At 67.5% G+C, this 17,167-nt stretch carries 13 protein-coding genes, 1 tRNA gene and 2 pseudogenes; 8 read left to right on the top strand and 8 right to left on the bottom strand.

Annotated features, from left to right (window positions below; translation table 11 throughout):
• Window positions 1-94 precede the first annotated feature (94 nt).
• From ACVJ6E_RS21260 to rpmH, 6 genes are all read right to left on the bottom strand, one after another.
• The gene (locus ACVJ6E_RS21260) at window positions 95-2,290 is read right to left on the bottom strand and encodes a sensor domain-containing diguanylate cyclase (protein WP_158592665.1); all 2,196 of its coding nucleotides are present in this window, start codon (window positions 2,288-2,290) and stop codon (window positions 95-97) included.
• 241 nt (window positions 2,291-2,531) lie between these two features.
• On the bottom strand, window positions 2,532-3,242 hold the full coding sequence (gene yihA / locus ACVJ6E_RS21255; RefSeq protein ID WP_491676530.1) for a ribosome biogenesis GTP-binding protein YihA/YsxC: 711 nt from the start codon (window positions 3,240-3,242) through the stop codon (window positions 2,532-2,534).
• A gap of 41 nt (window positions 3,243-3,283) precedes the next feature.
• Entirely contained in the window at window positions 3,284-3,922 is a 639-nt protein-coding gene (locus ACVJ6E_RS21250) for a CatB-related O-acetyltransferase (RefSeq protein WP_120268467.1), read from the bottom strand.
• A 300-nt stretch (window positions 3,923-4,222) separates the two neighbouring features.
• Window positions 4,223-6,088 carry a membrane protein insertase YidC gene (yidC, locus tag ACVJ6E_RS21245; RefSeq protein WP_120268468.1) on the bottom strand — a complete coding sequence of 622 codons (1,866 nt, stop codon included), beginning with the start codon at window positions 6,086-6,088 and terminating at the stop codon, window positions 4,223-4,225.
• A gap of 18 nt (window positions 6,089-6,106) precedes the next feature.
• Window positions 6,107-6,553, bottom strand: coding sequence for a ribonuclease P protein component (rnpA, locus tag ACVJ6E_RS21240; protein WP_491676526.1), 447 nt, complete (start codon window positions 6,551-6,553; stop codon window positions 6,107-6,109).
• Window positions 6,554-6,589: 36 nt separating this feature from the next.
• Window positions 6,590-6,724, bottom strand: coding sequence for a 50S ribosomal protein L34 (gene rpmH / locus ACVJ6E_RS21235; RefSeq protein ID WP_067220180.1), 135 nt, complete (start codon window positions 6,722-6,724; stop codon window positions 6,590-6,592).
• 401 nt (window positions 6,725-7,125) lie between these two features.
• On the opposite strand from rpmH, the gene ACVJ6E_RS21230 reads away from it, so the two are divergent.
• The 8 genes and pseudogenes from ACVJ6E_RS21230 (at window position 7,126) to ACVJ6E_RS21195 (ending at window position 13,423) form a co-directional block, all read left to right on the top strand.
• A complete protein-coding gene (locus ACVJ6E_RS21230; protein WP_120268469.1) occupies window positions 7,126-7,962 on the top strand; it encodes a DUF547 domain-containing protein in 837 nt (278 codons plus the stop codon).
• A 43-nt stretch (window positions 7,963-8,005) separates the two neighbouring features.
• Window positions 8,006-8,800: a TVP38/TMEM64 family protein gene (locus ACVJ6E_RS21225; RefSeq protein ID WP_120269211.1), complete on the top strand. Its 795-nt coding sequence runs from the start codon at window positions 8,006-8,008 to the stop codon at window positions 8,798-8,800.
• Window positions 8,801-8,860: 60 nt separating this feature from the next.
• Complete coding sequence (locus ACVJ6E_RS21220; protein ID WP_120268470.1) at window positions 8,861-10,291, top strand: FAD-dependent oxidoreductase; 1,431 nt, start codon at window positions 8,861-8,863, stop codon at window positions 10,289-10,291.
• A 104-nt stretch (window positions 10,292-10,395) separates the two neighbouring features.
• On the top strand, window positions 10,396-11,970 hold the full coding sequence (locus tag ACVJ6E_RS21215; RefSeq protein WP_208996681.1) for a sensor histidine kinase: 1,575 nt from the start codon (window positions 10,396-10,398) through the stop codon (window positions 11,968-11,970).
• A 190-nt stretch (window positions 11,971-12,160) separates the two neighbouring features.
• Window positions 12,161-12,237, top strand: a tRNA-Arg gene (locus ACVJ6E_RS21210).
• 299 nt (window positions 12,238-12,536) lie between these two features.
• Window positions 12,537-13,085, top strand: a pseudogene (locus ACVJ6E_RS21205) (M24 family metallopeptidase); the annotation flags it as partial.
• A pseudogene (locus ACVJ6E_RS21200) lies at window positions 13,070-13,228 on the top strand (GNAT family N-acetyltransferase); the annotation flags it as partial. The pseudogenes ACVJ6E_RS21205 and ACVJ6E_RS21200, both read left to right, overlap by 16 nt.
• A 51-nt stretch (window positions 13,229-13,279) precedes the next feature.
• Entirely contained in the window at window positions 13,280-13,423 is a 144-nt protein-coding gene (locus tag ACVJ6E_RS21195) for a hypothetical protein (protein ID WP_491676525.1), read from the top strand.
• Window positions 13,424-13,438: 15 nt separating this feature from the next.
• Here the strand turns inward: ACVJ6E_RS21195 and ACVJ6E_RS21190 are convergent, their stop codons facing one another.
• Together ACVJ6E_RS21190 and ACVJ6E_RS21185 are read right to left on the bottom strand one after the other, a co-directional pair.
• Window positions 13,439-13,999: a GNAT family N-acetyltransferase gene (locus tag ACVJ6E_RS21190; RefSeq protein WP_120268471.1), complete on the bottom strand. Its 561-nt coding sequence runs from the start codon at window positions 13,997-13,999 to the stop codon at window positions 13,439-13,441.
• The gene (locus ACVJ6E_RS21185; protein ID WP_120268472.1) at window positions 13,996-17,163 is read right to left on the bottom strand and encodes a multidrug efflux RND transporter permease subunit; all 3,168 of its coding nucleotides are present in this window, start codon (window positions 17,161-17,163) and stop codon (window positions 13,996-13,998) included. The genes ACVJ6E_RS21190 and ACVJ6E_RS21185 overlap by 4 nt, the downstream gene beginning before the upstream one ends.
• Window positions 17,164-17,167 lie beyond the last annotated feature (4 nt).

Here is a 17,167-nt window from a genome sequence, read left to right as displayed (position 1 = left end):
ATCCGCGCATCGACGAAGGTCTATAGCTGCTTTCCGATATGGGCTCAATTGCGGCCCGGCAAAGGCGCGCGATGCGAAAGCCGTGGGAAAGGCGTCAGGCGACGCTCGCCTTGAACTGCGAGGACGTGCCCCCGGCAATGGCCGCGGCCTGCAGCGCGGGGAGCGCCTCGCTCGCGCCGATCAGCTCGGCAATGCGTTCGGCCGCGACGGGCCGCGAGAAATGAAAGCCCTGCAGGTCGTTGCAGCCGATCAGCGCCAGGAAGCTCTTCTGCTCCTCGGTCTCGATGCCCTCGGCGGTCACCTTCAGCCCGAGATCGACGGCCAGCTTCACCACCGCGTGGGTGACGGTGTTGTAGTCGACCTTCTCGCCGAGCCCGCGCACGAACTGCCGGTCGACCTTGATCCGGTCGATGGGGAACTGCAGCAGATGGTTGAGCGAGCCGTAGCCGGTGCCGAAATCGTCGAGCACGATGGCAACGCCGAGCAGCTTCAGCTTGCGCAGCGTGTCGGCAACGTCGCCGCCCGGAGCCAGAAGGATGTTCTCGGTGACCTCCAGGTCGAGATTGCGCCCGTCGAAGCCGGTGCGCTCCAGGATCGAGCGGACCCGGTTGACCAGCCGCGGGTCGCGCAGCTGCCCCGAGAACAGGTTGACCGACAGGCGGAAGCCGTTCGGCGACGCCAGCACCCAGGGATGGGCGGTGCGGCAGGCCTCCTCCAGCACCCAGTAGCCGACATCGGCCGCCTGGCGGCTGCCGTCGAGTGCGGCGATGAAGGCCCCGGGCGGCAGCATGCCGCGCGTGGGATGGTTCCAGCGCATCAGGGCCTCGGCCCCGATCACCGCCTCGTCGCTGATGCGCACCACCGGCTGATAGAGCAGCTGGAACTGCTGCTGCTCGACCGCGTCGACCAGCTCGCGCGCCAGCGTGTTGCGCTCGTCCGCCTCGCGCCGCATGGTCGTGTCGAACACCATGAAGCGCCCGCGGCCCTTGCTCTTGGCCTCGTAAAGAGCGAGGTCGGCATTGCCCATCAACTGGCTGAACGACCCGCCATGGTCCGGCAGCACGGCGATGCCCATGCTGCAGCCGCATTCCGAGCCCTCATGCGCATGCGCTCCCCCGACCGGGACCGAGATCGCCTGGGCAAGCCCGGCGGCATATTCGGCGATCGCCCCGTCGCGGGCGAGCGAGGGCTCGAGAATGGCGAACTCGTCGCCGCCGAGCCGGGCGACCGTGGCTTGCGGCCCGGCATGGGCGCACAGGCGCCGCGCCGTTTCCATCAGGAGCCGGTCGCCGCTGGAATGGCCGAACGTGTCGTTGACCAGCTTGAAATGATCGAGATCGAGCAGGAACAGCGTCGCTTCCTCGCCGGTCTCCTCCCAGCGGCGGAAGGCATCGGTGACGCGGGTCTCGAAGGTCGCGCGGTTGGCAAGCCCGGTCAGCGGATCGTGGCGGGCAAGATGCTCCAGCTCGCGGGTCGCCGTCTCGATGTCTGTGATGTCGCGCGCCGTGCCGCGATAGCCGAGGAAGGTCCCGTCGGCGCCGAAGACCGGCCGGCCGCTGATCGAGTGGAAGCGTTCCTTGCCTTCCCGGTGGCAACGGAAGCGCACGTCGCGGAAGGGCTGGTGGGCCTCCAGCATCCGGCGGTGCTCGGTCCAGAACTCGGGGCTTTCGCCGTTGCCGGACGGGGCTTCCCAGCGGGTCTTGCCGATGAAGTTCTCCACCTGGAGCAGATACCGGTCGGCGCTGGGCGACAGATAGGTGAAGCGGAACTCCGCGTCCTGCTCCCAGATCCAGTCGGAGGCGATCTCCAGATAGTTGGAGAAGCGCGCATCGCGCCTGCGGCTCTCCAGCAGGCGCACGGTGAGGTCGGTGAGATGGGCGAGGCTGGCCAGCTCGTCCTCGCTCAGCCCTTGCGGGCGGATCTTGTCGTCGATGACGCAGAGTGTGCCGATGGGAAAGCCGTTTTCCAGCCTGACGGGACAGCCGGCGTAAAAGCGGTTGCCGCCGTCCATCTCGACATAGGGAAAGTTCTTGAAGCGCGGGTCGGCGGTCAGGTCGGGAACGACGAGCGGCTGGTCGGCCCGGTAGGCGACGCCGCAAACCGAGGTGGCGGCTGGAACCCGCGTCGCATCGCTGCCGGTGCCGGCCAGCACGAAAACCTCGTCATCATGCACGAAGGTGACGAAGGACTTGCGGCAGCGGGTGATGCGGGCGGCGAGGCGGACGATCTCGTCCAGGGCTGGATCGGGAGAATGGCCGACGAGGTGCAGACTGGCCAGCTCAGCGCGCAACCGGGCATCCCCGGGTTGTCGCTCTGCCTTGCCGGACTTCCTGTCCGCGGCATTCCCGCTTTCCACTTGCATGCGGTTGTCCCCTCGATTCCGCAGGCATAGCGCACGTGACTTTACGTAGCGTTAAAAAATGAGAAGATTCGCGATCCGAGTCGACAGCAGCCCCTGCAACGGAGCCACAGCATCCTGATTTTTCGCAGGTCGGCAAGAGGCTGCGAGCGGCCCGCTGTCCGATTGGGGCTCAGCCTGCGGAAAGCTTGAGGATTTCCGCGCGAATTTCGCCAAGGCCGGTCGATTTTTCCGACGACGTGACGATGATCTGCGGATGCGCAGCCGGGCGCTTGCGGATCTTTTCGGCCGTTTCGTCGATGACCCGCTTCAACTGGCCGGGCTTGATCTTGTCGATCTTGGTCAGCACGATCTGGTAGTTGACCGCCGCCTTGTCGAGCAGGCCCATCACCTCAAGGTCGTTCGCCTTCAGCCCGTGTCGGCTGTCGATCAGCACGAAGACACGGCGCAGCCTCGCGCGGCCCTGCAGGTAGGTGAAGACGAGATCGGTCCAGGCATCGACCAGCGACTTCGGCGCCTGCGCATAGCCGTAGCCGGGCATGTCGACCAGGGTCACCGCGCTTTCCGGCGCGGCGAAGAAGTTGAGCATCTGGGTGCGGCCCGGCGTGTTCGACGTGCGCGCCAGTCCGTTGACGCCGGTGATGGCGTTGATCAGGCTCGACTTGCCGACATTCGACCGCCCGGCGAAGGCGACCTCGATCTCGCCCTCCGGCGGCAACTGTTCCAGATGCGCGACGCTCGTGACGAACCCCCAGGGGCGGCGGAACAGCAGGCGGCCGGCCTCGATGTCCTCCGGGGTGTGGGGACTGTCTGCGTCGGAGCGGTCGTCCGGCTGGCTCATGGCGGCGTCTGTCTCGGCTTGCGTGCGGTGGCGGCGCTGGATGCGCGGACCGGGCGGCGGCAGCGCCGCCCAGTCCGGATGCTCTAGACGGCTCGCTCCAGCTTGTCGAGGTCCGCGCCGCGGATCGCACCGAGATTCCGGGAGATCTTGTCCGCCGGCCAGTCCCACCAGGCGATGGCGAGCAGCCGTTCGATCACCTCTTCGGGAAAGCGCAGTCGGATGACGCGCGCCGGATTGCCGACGGCAATCGCGTAAGGGGGCACGTCGCAGGCGACCACCGCCCCGGCACCGATCACTGCCCCGTCGCAGATCGTGACGCCGGGCAGGATCATCGCCTCGCGGCCGATCCACACGTCGTTGCCGACGATGGTGTCGCCGCGATAGCCCACGCCCAGCTCCGCCATGTCGAAACCGTCCGACCAGCCCTCGCCGAAGATGGCGAAGGGATAGGTCGAGAAGCCGTGCATGGGATGGTTGGCACCGTTCATGACGAAACGGGCACCGGTGGCCAGCGCGCAGAAGCGGCCGATCAGCAGACGGTCGCCGATAAAGTCGAAGTGATAGAGCACGTTGCGGGTCTCGAACTCCGCCGCGTGGTCCTCGTCGTGATAATAGGTGTAGTCGCCGACCTGGATGTTCGGGCGGGTGATCACCGTGTTCAGAAAGACGGTGTGGGCCTCTCCCGACAGGGGATGGCGCGTGCGCGGGTTCGGTCCGTGCATGGGGATGTCTCCGGGATGAAATCAGGTCTCGCTCAGCCTTGGCGCAGCGTGCCTCGGCCCGGAAAGGGCCCTGGCGCAGCGTTTCGGCAATGTCCGGGCGCGGAGCCGCCGTCCTCGGCAGCTGCTCGCGCCATCTTCAGGCGATCCTGTTCATCGACCCTCTCCCCGAAATTGGTTCCGATTTAATGGGTGTCCCGTGCCGCCGCCGCAACCCTTGTGCGGCGAGAGGAACGAAGATGGCCCCGGAGGGTTGCTCCGGGGCCACACTTCTATCTTGCGGTGCCTGCGATGGCGGGCGGATTACTTCGCCTTGGGCTTGTCGGCCTTGGCCTTATCTGCCGCGGGCTTTTCCGCCGGCTCGTCCTTCTTTCGTCCGAAGGTGCCCCGCAGGTTGTCCCAGAGCTCCACCTTGACGCCCTGACGGCGCATGATGATCCACTGCTGGGTGATCGACAGGGAGTTGTTCCAGGCCCAGTAGATCACCAGACCGGCCGGGAACGAGGCCAGCATGAAGGTGAACAGGACCGGCATCCAGGTGAAGATCATCTGCTGGGTCGGGTCCGGCGGGGCCGGGTTCATCTTCATCTGGACGAACATGGTGACGCCCATGATCAGCGGCCAGATGCCGAGCATCAGCATCTGCGGCGGATCCCAGGGGATCAGGCCGAACAGGTTGAACAGCGACGTGGGATCGGGCGCCGAAAGGTCCTGGATCCAGCCGAAGAACGGCGCGTGCCGCATCTCGATGGTGACGAACAGCACCTTGTAGAGCGCGAAGAAGACCGGGATCTGCACCAGCACCGGCAGACAGCCTGCCAGCGGGTTGATCTTCTCCTTCTTGTACAGCTCCATCAGGGCTTGCTGCTGCTTCTGCTTGTCGTCCTTGTAGCGGTCGCGGATCTCGACCATCTGCGGCTGCACGAGCTTCATCTTGCTCATGGAGACGTAGGACTTGTTGGCAAGCGGGAAGAAGATCGCCTTGATGACGACGGTCACCAGCAGGATCGCCACGCCGAAGTTGCCGACCAGGCGGAACAGGTAGTCGATGAAGAAGAACAGCGGCTTGGTCAGGAAGTAGAACCAGCCCCAGTCGATCAGCAGCTCGAACTGCTTGATGCCGAGGTTCTCCTCGTAGGCGTCGAGCTTGGCCGTCTCCTTGGCGCCGGCGAACAGGCGCGTGGTGGCGCTCGCCGCAGCGCCCGGCTCGACACGCAGGGCCGCACCCAGATAGTCGGCCTGGAAGTTGTCGGTCGCCTGGGCATAGGAGAACTGCGGCTGGAAGTCGCCGTCGCCCGTGGGAACGAGGGCTGCTGCCCAGTACTTGTCGGTGATGCCGAGCCAGCCCTGGTTGACGGCGGCCGGACGGATGCGGCCGCTCTCCTGCAGGTCGTCGTAGTCGACCTCGGACAGGCCGGCATCGCCGAACACGCCGATCAGGCCCTCATGGAGAATGTAGAAGCCAGCGGTGTGCGGCGTGCCGTTGCGCACGATCATGCCGTACGGATAGACCTGCACGGCCTCGGCGCCGGTGTTGCGCACGCGCTGCTCGACGGTGAACATGTAGTCCGCGTCGATGGAGATGACCCGCTCGAAGACAAGGCCTGCGCCATTGTCGAAGGTCAGCGTCACCGGGGTCTGCGGCGTCAGCGTCGCGCCTTGCGGAGCCTGCCACACGGTGTTGGCGTCCGGCAGGGCGACGGAGGCACCCGGATCGGCGGTGAGGCCGAAATCGGCATAGTAGGGGTTCGGTGCGCCCTTGGGCGAGAACAGCACGATGGTCGGGCTGTCCGGGTCGACGGTCTCGCGATAGTCCTTCAGGCGGATATCGTCGATGCGGCCGCCGACGAGATTGATCGAGCCGCCGACGCGCGGGGTGTCGATGGCAACGCGCGAGGAGGTTTCCAGCGCCTGTTCGCGGGTAAGCCCGGTGGCGACCGGGCCGGCGCTGCCGGGAACGCTCGCGCCGCCCTGGCCGGCGGCGGGAGCCGCGCCGGGCGTCTGCGGGGCCGGGGTTCCGTCGGCCGTGGCCTGCTCGCTCTGGGACGCCTGCTGCTGGGCAAGCTCACGCTGCTTGTCGAGCTGCGGCTGGGCGACGAAATACTGCCAGCCCAGCAGGACGATCAACGACAGGACGATAGCCAGGATCGTGTTACGGTTTTCGGCCATTGTCGGCGTTCACCTTCGTTATTCGCTGGAAGTTTCGCTGCGGCGGTCGCTGCCGCCACGACGCTGTTCGGGATTTGCCGGGGAAGGGCGCTTGCGGTGGCGTGGCCGCGGCACGTCTCCGCCCGAAAGCGGCGCGCGGGCCAGGCACTGCCCGATCTCCCGCACAAGGTCGCCGAAATCGGCGGACAGGGCTCCGCGCCGGCCGACCAGCACATAGTCGACATCGCCGCGCGCCTGCTCAGCGGCGGCGCGCACGGCAGCACGAAACCTGCGGCGGATGCGATTGCGCTCCACCGCGTTGCCGGTCTTCTTGGTGACCGTGTAGCCGATGCGCGGGCCGTCCTCGCTGGCGGCGGCCTGCATGACAAAAGCACGCCGAGAGGTCCGGCCGCCCTTTGCGACGGCCAGGAACTCGGCGCGCTTCTTCAGCGTCGGCAATGTTGTGCGCGGCGGGGGCTGGATCACCGAAACGACTCCTTTGCCCGCCCGCCCAGGCCTGCTTTACGCGCTCAGCCGCTTGCGGCCCTTGGCGCGACGGCGGGCGAGAACCTGGCGGCCGTTCTTCGTGGCCATCCGGCTGCGGAAGCCGTGGCGGCGCTTGCGGACGAGGCGGCTCGGCTGATAGGTGCGCTTCATTGTCTTCTTCCCGCGCGCTGAGGGGCGCGCGGCCCTGGTTATCGAATTTTTCTGGTGGTCGACCCCGGCCGGCCCAGGTCCTCAAGACCGGTCAGACGGAGGCGTCGTGGGCGCCGCATAAGTCAGCACGACCCGATTGCCGGGCTTATACGGGCCGAACCGGATGAAGTCAACGACAAGCGGTGCGTCGGGAGCGCGCAGGAAGCGCAGGTTTTCCCCTCTTTGCGCAAGTTTCCGCTTCGTCGGCGCCCGCTCCCGGCTCATGGCCGGCTCAGGATCGGCTCACGCGGGCCTCACGGGCCCCGCCTGCAGGTTCAATTCCCGGTGAGAGCAACCGATTCTGCGACCTGCCGGCCCCATATCGGCGTTAGAACTCCAGCAAGGCCAAGGGGAGAAGCGCGATGGCGTGGAGGCGACAAACCGTAAAGACGCAGGCGGATGCCGCAAACGATGCCGGCGGTACGCGTCTGTCGCGCCGCGTGGTGATCGCGGGAATCGGCGCAGCAGCCCTTGCCCGCTCGCCACGCGCCGAGGCGGCCGAACCCTCGCACGAGGCCTTCACCGAATTGCTGCAGCGCTACGTGGTGGCGGGCGGCGACGGCCTCAACTGGGTCCGCTATGCCCGCTTCCGCGAGGAGGGGCGCGCAGCGCTCGACCGCTATATCGAGAGCCTTGCCGGGGTCGCCGCCTCGCGCCTGCCGCGCGGCGAGGCCTTCGCCTATTGGGTCAATCTCTACAATGCGGTCACGCTGCAGGTGGTGCTCGCCCACTATCCGGTCGCCTCGATCCGCGACATCGACCTCGGCGGGGGCTTCTTCTCCCGCGGGCCCTGGCGCAAGGCCCTGGTGCGCGTGGAGGGGCGGGACCTGTCGCTCGACGACATCGAGCACGAGATCCTGCGAAAGCGCTGGCGCGAGCCGCGCGTGCACTATGCCGTCAACTGCGCCTCGATTGGCTGCCCCAACCTGGGGCGGCGGGCCTATCGCGCCCGCGACCTGGAGCGGATGCTGGACGAGGGCGCGCGCGCCTATATCAACCACCCGCGCGGGGTGGAGGCACGCGAGGGCGGCTTGCGCGTGTCGCGCATCTACAGCTGGTTCGACGAGGACTTCGGCAGCGAGCGCGACCTGCGCCGCCACTGGCGCAGCCATGCGGACGCAACGCTCGCCGCAAGGCTCGATGCTAACCCGCCGGTCATCGGTTACGACTACGACTGGAGGCTGAACGATGCGCGCTGAGGCGGAGACCTCGGCGGTCGCGGCGGACGGGGGGAAGACACCCATGGACAGCGGCAAGGGCGGGACGGGAAAGACGGGCGGGGCGGTACGCCGCCCTTCGCTGCGCCGTTTCCTGCCGCTGGCGGTGATCCTGGTGGCAATGGCGCTCGGCTATGCCTTCGGCCTGCACGAACATCTGAGCCTGTCCGAGCTGATCCGCCGCCGGGCCGAGCTCGCCGAGCTCGTTTCCGAAAATCTGTGGCTCGCCGTTGCCGGCTTCGCAGCCGTCTATGTGTCGGCGGTGGCGCTGTCCTTTCCCGGCGCCTCGCTGCTGACCGTGCTCGGCGGCTTCCTGTTCGGCTGGGCCCTCGGCGGCACCGTGGTCGCCTTTGCCGCGACCATTGGCGCGGGGCTGATCTTCCTGGCCGCGCGCATGTCGCTGGGCGAGACGCTGGCGGCGCGCGCCGGGCCCTTCCTGTCGCGCCTGGCGGAAGGCTTTCGCGAGGATGCGTTCCATTATCTCCTGTTCCTGCGCCTTGCCCCGGTCTTCCCGTTCTGGCTGGTCAATGTCGCCCCCGCGGTCTTCGGCATGCGGCTGCGGCCCTACCTGCTCGCGACCTTCGTCGGCATCCTGCCGGGCACCTATGCCTATGCCTTCATCGGCGCCGGGCTCGACAGCGTGATCGCGGCGCAGGAGGCGGCCGCGCCCGGCTGCGCGGCGGCCGGCACCTGCAGCATCGAGCTTTCCGCGCTGGTGACCCGCGAGCTGGTGCTGGCCTTTGCAGCGCTCGGGCTGGCGGCACTCATTCCCGTTGCCTTGCGAAAGTGGCGCGGCCGAGCAAAACCGCCCGGCACCTGACACCGCCAACCGATCGTCCGCCCGTTTCGTGTTTCCTTCCTGTTAGCAAGGGCCCAACCGATGTCCCGTCTCCTCACTCCCGATATCTGCGTCATCGGTGCCGGCAGCGGCGGGCTCTCCGTCGCGGCGGCGGCTGCCGCCTTCGGCGTCGACACCGTGCTGATCGAAAAGGGGGAGATGGGCGGCGACTGCCTGAACTACGGCTGCGTGCCCTCCAAGGCGCTGATCGCCGCCGGCAAGGCGGCGCGCCATGCTGAGGAGGCCGAGCGCTTCGGCATCACCGTGCCGCGCGTCGATGTCGATTTCGCCGCGGTCAACGACCATGTCCGCAAGGTCATCGCCACGATCACCCCGCATGATTCGCAGGAGCGTTTCGAGGGGCTGGGCGTCACGGTGATCCGTGCGCCCGCGCGCTTTCGCGATGCCACCACGGTGGTGGCGGGAGAGGCGGAAATCCGCGCCCGGCGCTTCGTTGTCGCCACCGGCTCCTCACCGCTGGTGCCGCCGATCCCGGGTCTCGAGGGGGTGCCCTGGCACACCAACGAGACGATCTTCACCTTGCGCGAATGTCCGGGCCATCTCCTGGTGATCGGCGGCGGGCCGATCGGCCTGGAACTGGCGCAGGCCCATCGCCGGCTCGGCGCCCGCGTCACCGTCGTCGAAGCGGCCCGCGCCATGCCGCGCGAGGACCCGGAACTGGCCGCGCTCGTGCTGGAGCGGATGCGCGCAGAGGGCGTCGAGCTGATCGAGGGGGCGAGCGTCACCGCCGTGTCCGGCACGGCCGGCGCGATCCGGCTAACGCTGGGCGAGGGCGATACGGCGCGGGAGATCGAGGGCACGCATCTGTTGCTGGCCGTCGGCCGCAAGGCCAATGTCGAGGGGCTGGGCCTGGAGGAGGCGGGCATCGCGTTCGACCGGCGTGGCATCACCGTGGGCGCGGATCTGCGCAGCTCCAACCGCCGGGTCTATGCCATCGGCGACGTCGCCGGTGGCCTGCAATTCACCCATGTCGCAGGCTATCACGCCGGGGTGGTCATCCGGGCGCTGCTGTTCCGGCTGCCGGCGAAGGAGAACCGCGAGATCATCCCGCGGGTGACCTTCACCGATCCGCAGATCGGCCATGTCGGCCTGAGCGCGGAGGAGGCGCGGGCCCGCTTCGGAACAGCGCGTGTGCGGGTGCTGGAAGCCGCCTTTGCCGGCAACGACCGGGCGCAGGCCGAAGCGCGCACGGACGGGCTGGTGCGGCTGGTCGCCGGGCGCGGCGGGCGCATCCTCGGGGCGAGCGTCGTGGGGGCGGGGGCGGGCGAGATGACCAACCTTCTGTCGCTCGTCGTCGCCCGCAAGCTGGGCGTGCGCGACCTGGCTGGTTTCGTCTCTCCCTATCCGTCCCTTTCGGAAGCGGTTCGCCGCGCGGCGATTTCCTATTATGCTGACAGTGCGCGCAACCCGTGGATTCGCCGCCTCATCCGCTTTCTAGCCCGGTTCGGCTGAGGCGAGGGGCACGGCGGGCAGGCCGGGACTGCGCCGGAAACGGGGCGTGGCGTTTTGGCCGACCGGCGGGCAGGCGGGACGGCAAGACAGCGACAGGGTGGCCATTGAGCGCACCGCATCATGACGAGACGTCCCGCGGGGACGCAGCGGCGCGAGGCCGGTCCGCGTCGCCCGATCCCGTGCGCGCGGCCCCGGAAGGCACAGGCCGCCGCCGCCGCTGGGGCGGCCTGTCGGGCAAGCTGCTGATTCTCACCGTGCTCTTCGTGATGCTGAGCGAAGTGCTGATCTTCGTGCCGTCCGTCGCCAATTTCCGCAATACCTGGCTTACCGACAAGCTGACCATCGCCGGCGTTGCCGCCAGCGTGCTGGTGGAGGCCGACATGGTGTCCCCGGCGGTGCAAGCGGAGCTGCTGCGCGCCACCGGCGCGCTGGCCGTCGCCCTCGACGAGGGAGAGCGCCGCCGCCTCATCGCCATGGTCGAGACGCCGGGCGAGATCGACCGCACGGTCGACATGGGCAAGGCCGATGCGATGACGTCGGTGCTGGAGAGTTTCGCCATCCTGCTGTCCTCCGGCGACGGACAGATGCGCGTCATCGGCCCCACGCAGATGGGCATCGGCGGGCGGGTCGACATCGTCATGCCGGAGGCCAGTCTGCGCAACGCGATGTGGGCCTTTTCGGTGCGCATCCTGGCGCTGTCGCTGGTGATCTCGGCGATCACGGCGGCGCTGGTCTATCTGTCGCTGCGCTGGCTCCTGGTGCGGCCGATGCAGCGGCTGACCCGCTCCATGGCCCGCTTCCAGGCCTCGCCCGAGGATCCCACCCTGATCATCGCGCCCTCGCGCCGCGACGACGAGGTGGGCGATGCCGAACACAGCCTTGCGGCGATGCAGGCGACGCTGACCGAGACGCTGAAAAGCCGCCGGCAGCTCGCCGATCTCGGCCTTGCCGTCTCGAAGATCAACCACGACCTGCGCAACCTTCTTGCCTCCGCGCAGCTGTTTTCCGAGCGCCTGGAGCATGTCGCCGACCCGACTGTGCAGCGGCTGGCACCGAAGATCCTGGCGACGCTCGACCGCGCCGTCGGCTACACCAGCTCGGTGCTGGCCTATGGCAGTGCCCGCGAGGCGCCGCTGCGCCGCCGGCTGGTGCGGCTCGATCTGCTGGTGCGCGATGTGGGCGAGGTGCTGGGCCTGTCGGCGGACGGGGCTGTCGCCTTCGAGAACCGTGTCGGCGAGGGGGCGGAGGTGGAGGCCGATCCCGAGCAGCTGTTCCGCGTGCTGATGAACCTGTGCCGCAACGCGGTGCAGGCGCTGGAGCAGTCCGGCTCCGACATGCTGGTGCGCCGGGTGATCGTCGAGGCCGATTGCCGGGCAGGGGAGGTGGTGGTGCGGGTGCGCGACACCGGACCCGGCGTGCCGCCGGCCCTGCGCGAGAAGCTCTTTCGTCCGTTCCAGTCCGCCGCCCGGCGCGGCGGCACCGGCCTGGGGCTGGCCATTGCTGCCGAGCTGGTGCGCGCCCATGGCGGCGATATCTGCCTAGTGGAGCGGGCGGGGCCGGGCGCGGAGTTCGAAATCCGCCTGCCGCGCAGCGCCCCGGACGATCCGGCAAGTGGCGGGCAGGACAGGGAAATGGCGGAATCCGGCCGCGTTGCAGCTTCTCTCGACACAAGCGGATGAGAGCGTCCCGGCAGCTTATCAACAGGCTGTGGGGATACGCAAAAAAGTCGAAGAAAAAACGCGTGCGGTCGCTTGCAATCGGCGTAGGACCAGAGTAGAGATTGCGCCCTGTCCGGAGGCGATGCCGCGGACGGACCGCCTCGCCTCGTGTCTGACACTTCTCGTCTGATGCGGCGGCATGATGGCCTAAGCACCGGTAGCTCAGCTGGATAGAGCACCAGACTACGAATCTGGGGGTCGGGAGTTCGAATCTTCCCCGGTGCGCCATTTCCCAACAGACCCATGAACGCCTAACTCCGCCGTTTCCGCGCCAGAAGCGGCGACCAGCGTTCAAGGCAGTTCCGAATTCGACAAGATGATGCGAGCCACGGTGTGGGCGACCTCGACGCGTTGCGCGAACCGTGAGTTCTCGGAAGCTCCTTCACCCTGACGAGGGGTGAGAGGCCGCTGAGTGCGGAGTGTGATCTCGGTCGATTGAACCCGTCAAACCAACTGTCGGGCGATTGCAATCTCAGGACAATCCGGGATGATGGCGTGCGCGCCCAGCATCGGCCCCAGCATCAACCGAAGCCGATATCGTGGCCGCGACCACAGCGGAATGCCTGCGCAATGCCGGCTTTACAGCAGAGGTTCTTTTCGGATCCGGACGCGAATTCATCGGCTGGGGCCCTGCTGCATGGACCTATCGTGCCCAACCGCCCAGGATCATCGAAGAGGGTGACGTCGTGCTTGCCGAAGTTTTCGCTTTCTACGGCATGTACGAAACCCAACACCAGCCCGCCATAACGGTGGGAACGGCGCATCCGGAGTTTGAGCGGGCTGCAGCCGTTGCCCGAGCCTGTTACGAAGAAGAACTGCGGGTCCTGCGGCCCGGACGCACATTCGGCGAAGTGGTGGACATCATGGAATCGCCCCTGCTCGCCTCCGGCGGCTGGCATGTCCACCCCCTGATTCATAGCATCAATCCCTACGGCCCGATCGGCTTCGGTTCGGCTCCCGGACCGGAATCCCTACCCGAAGCATCGGCGTACGGCTCGATCGGGCGCCTGCCCACGACCTGGCGCGATCTGCCTGAAGCAGACCGGCCAGGTCATCGGCGATCTGTTCGGCGGTAGCGAAGGAGGGGGAGGAGGACGAGACGTCCTCGGTCGGCTGGAACCTCAATCCGCAGTTCGGTGGCCGCGGATATGCGTTCGAAGCCGCAAGGGCCCTGTTCGACGACCTCTTCCGGGCAAGAGGCTTTCGCCGGCTCTACGCCTATGTCGAGGATCACAACACGCCCTCGCAGCGCCTTTGCGAAAAGCTGGGCATGCGCCGGGAGGGCGTGTTCGTGGAGTTCGTCTCGTTCACCAGGGACAAGGACGGCAGTCCGATCTACGAAAACACCCTGCAATACGCCCTCCTGCGCCGCGAGTGGATGTCCGGCGGGGCGGCTGCCGGCATGATGGGCTGATGCCCGCCTTGCGGGTCAAAAACGCTTTTCGAAGCGGAACATCCCGCCATCGTCCGGGAGCTTTTGCTGGTCCGGGTTGCCGGGCTCCGGGTGGTTGGGCTCCGGGTGGTTGGGGTCCGGATGACGGGCGTTGTGGTACTCGACGATGTGGAACCCGCAGACATTGACGTAGAAGTGGATGTTGCGCTTCTCGAAGTAGGGCGTGTGCGTGGTCCAGACCTTGGTATCGGGATAGGCGGCCTCGATGGCGGCCCAGGCCTTTCGGCCGATGCCGCGGCCGAGTTCGCCGGCCCGCACGTAGAAGAAGTCGAGCGAGTTGTGCCCCGTCGCGACGTCGATGGAGACGACGGCCCCGCCGACCCACCGGCCATCTTCCAGGATGCGGTGAACGACGGCGTTCGGAGCTTCGAAGGATGCCGCAACATCCTCGTCCGACGGGATCGGCCCGTCGTCGGCCGGCCCGAATGTTTCCTTCACCGCTATCGCGAAGGCCTCCTGAAGCTCCTTGCGAAAGCGGGGAAGGTCGGCGGGGCTGGCAAGGTCGAGGGTGATGTGGCCGGTCGGGGAGGCGGTCATGGCTGTTTCCCAGATGTTGCTTCGATGGGGGACGACGTCAGGGAGCGTTCGGCCGATGCAGGGCGTGCCTCGGCCGGGTCCTTGAGCTTGCGGTCGGCAAGGCGCATCACGAGCGCGAAGAAGACCGGCACGAAGAGGACGGCAAGGACGGTGGCCGAGATCATGCCGCCGAACAGGCCGGTACCCAAAGCGTTCTGCGTCTCCGAACTCGGCCCCTTGGCGATCACGAGAGGGACGATGCCCAGCGTGAAGGCGAGGGAGGTCATGACGATGGGGCGCAGCCGCAACCGGGCCGCTTCCACGGCCGCCTCGCGCAGCGTGTGCCCCTCGTCGAGCAGTTTGCGCGCAAACTCGACGATCAGCACCGCATTCTTGGCCGACAGGCCGATCAGCGTGATCATGCCGACCTTGAAGAACACGTCGTTCTCCAGCCCGCGCAGATAGACGGCCGCCACCGCGCCGAGGATGCCGAGCGGCACCACCAGCATGACGGAAACGGGAATGGCCCAGCTCTCGTAGAGGGCAGCCAGCACCAGGAACACCACAACCATGGAGAAGGCGACCAGAAGGGGCGCCTGCGCGCCGGACTGGCGCTCCTGGAACGACTGGCCGGTCCATTCCACGGCGAAGCCGGACGGAAGCTGCGCGGCGATGCGTTCGATCTCGTCCATCGCGCTGCCGCTCGAAACGCCGGGGGCGGCGTCCGCGGAGATGCTGAGCGAGGGATAGCCGTTGTAGCGATTGAGCTGCAGCGGACCGACCGACCATTCCGGCGTCACCACTTCGTAAAGGGGAACCATGCCCCCCTGATCGTTGCGCACATGCAGCTTCAGCACATGCTCGACCTGCATGCGGTCCTTCGCCTGTGCCTGGACGATGACCTGCTGCAGGATCCCGGCGCGGGGAAAGTCGTTCACATAGGTGGAGCCGGTGGTCGAGGCGAGCATGTCGCTGATCGCCGAGAACGACACCCCCAGCGCGCCGGCCTTCTGGCGATCCACGCGCAGGTTGACGCTCGGCCCGTCGGGCAGGCCGTCGACGCGCACGTTGCGCAAAAAGGCGCTCTGGCCGGCGAGCGCGACCAGCTTGTCGGCGGCGCCCAGCAGCGCGCCCGCGTCGCGCGCCGCGCGGTCGACGAGACGCAGCGAGAGACCCGATGTGCTGCCCAGTTCCTCGATGGCAGGCGGCTTCATCACGAGGACCTCGCCTTCCGTCGTCTCGCGCATCGCCTCCTCGGCCGCTGCGATCTCCAGCGCGGTGCTGCCGCTGCGTGCATCGAAGTCCCGCAGCGTCGTGAACGACATTGCCGCGTTGGGACCCGAGCCGGAAAAGCCGAAGCCTATGATCGAGAGGTTGTTGACGATGTCGGGTCGCGCCGCGGCGTGACGGTCGAAGTGCTCGACAAGCGCCTTGGTCCGCTCTGCGGTGGCATCGGCGGGCAGCGTGAAGGATGTCATGAACGTGCCCTGGTCCTCGTCCGGGACGAAGGCGGTAGGCAGCGTGCCGTAGCCCGTCGCCAGCGCGCCGACGAGGGCGCCGTAGACCAGCATGACGCGGCCCGGCCGCTTCAGCAGCCAGCCGACCCAGGCCGTATACCGCCCGGTGAGCCGGTCGAAGCCGCGATTGAACCAGGCAAAGAAGCCCTTGCGGTCGTGTTGCGGCGGCACGGGTTTGAGGATCGTCGCGCAGAGCGCGGGTGTCAGGCTGAGCGCCAGGAAGGCGGAGAACAGGATCGAGACGGCGAGCGAGACCGTGAACTGGCGGTAGATCGCGCCGACCGAACCGCCGGCGAGGCCCATGGGCAGGAAGACGGCCGTCAGCACCAGCGTGATGCCGATCACCGCGCCGGTGATCTCGCGCATGGCGCGGCGCGTTGCCTCGCGCGGCGACAGGCCCTCGCTGGCCATCAACCGTTCGACATTCTCTACGACGACGATGGCATCGTCGACGATGATGCCGATCGCCAGCACCATGCCGAACATCGTCAGCACATTGATCGAATAGCCGATGGCCCACATCACGGCGAACGTGCCCAGCAGCGCGATCGGCGCGACGATGGCCGGGATCAGCGTGTAGCGGATGTTCTGGAGGAAGAGGAGCATGATGAGGAACACCAGCACCATGGCTTCGGCGAGCGTCATCACCACCTTGGAAATCGACAGCTTCACGAAGGGCGCCGTGTCGTAGGAGACGGCATGGACGATGCCCTCCGGCATCGAAGCGGCGAGTTCGGCAAGGCGCGCCTTGACGCCCTCCGAGGTCGAGACCGCATTGGCGCCGGGAGCGAGCTGGATGGCCGCCGCCGTTGCGGGCTTGCCCCCGTCGAAGATCGAGAAGCCCATCGTCTGGGCGCCGATCTCGACCTTGGCGACATCGCCGAGCGTCAGCTTCGAGCCGTCGGGATTGGAGCGCAGGACGATAGCGGCGAACTCCTCGGGCGTTCGCAACTGCCCGTCGAGGGTGAGCGGCACGCTGATCATTTGGCCGGGTACCGTCGGCGCCTCGCCGAGGCGGCCGGGCGCTCCCTGGACGTTCTGGGACTGGATGGCCTGGACGATCTCGGCCATCGAGACCGCGTAGGAAACGAGCAGGGCCGGGTCGACCCAGATGCGCATGGCGGTCTCCGAGCCGAAGGACTGCACCCGGCCGACGCCGGGCACGCGCTTCAGCTCCGGGGCCAGGCCGCGCACCATATAGTCCTCGAGCGCCAGTGAATCGGCCTTGCCGTCGTCGGAGCGCAGCGAGACGATCATCAGGAAGCCCGACGTGACGCCCTCGACGGACAGGCCGGAACGCCGCACGGGCTCGGGCAGGCGCGGCTCGACCGCCTTGAGCCGGTTCTGGACATCGATCTGGGCGAGCTCCGGGTCGGTCCCGGGCTTGAAGGTCACGGTGATGCTGGCGTTGCCGGCCGAGTCGGACGAGGATTCGAAGTAGAGCACGTTCTTCACGGCCGCCAGCTCACGCTCGATCGGGGCCGTGAGGCTGTCGTTGATCGTCTGCGGGCTGGCGCCGGTATAGGTGGCGTAGATGCTGACGCTCGGCGGCGCGATCACCGGGAAGCGCGAGACCGGAAGCTGGGGGATCGCGACGAGACCGGCCATCACCACGAAGATCGCGATGACCCAGGCAAACACCGGCCGCTCGATGAAGAATTGAGGCATCGGA

Source organism: Stappia sp. G46H5W (genome assembly GCF_058448995.1).
This window is presented reverse-complemented; position numbering and strand designations above follow the sequence as displayed.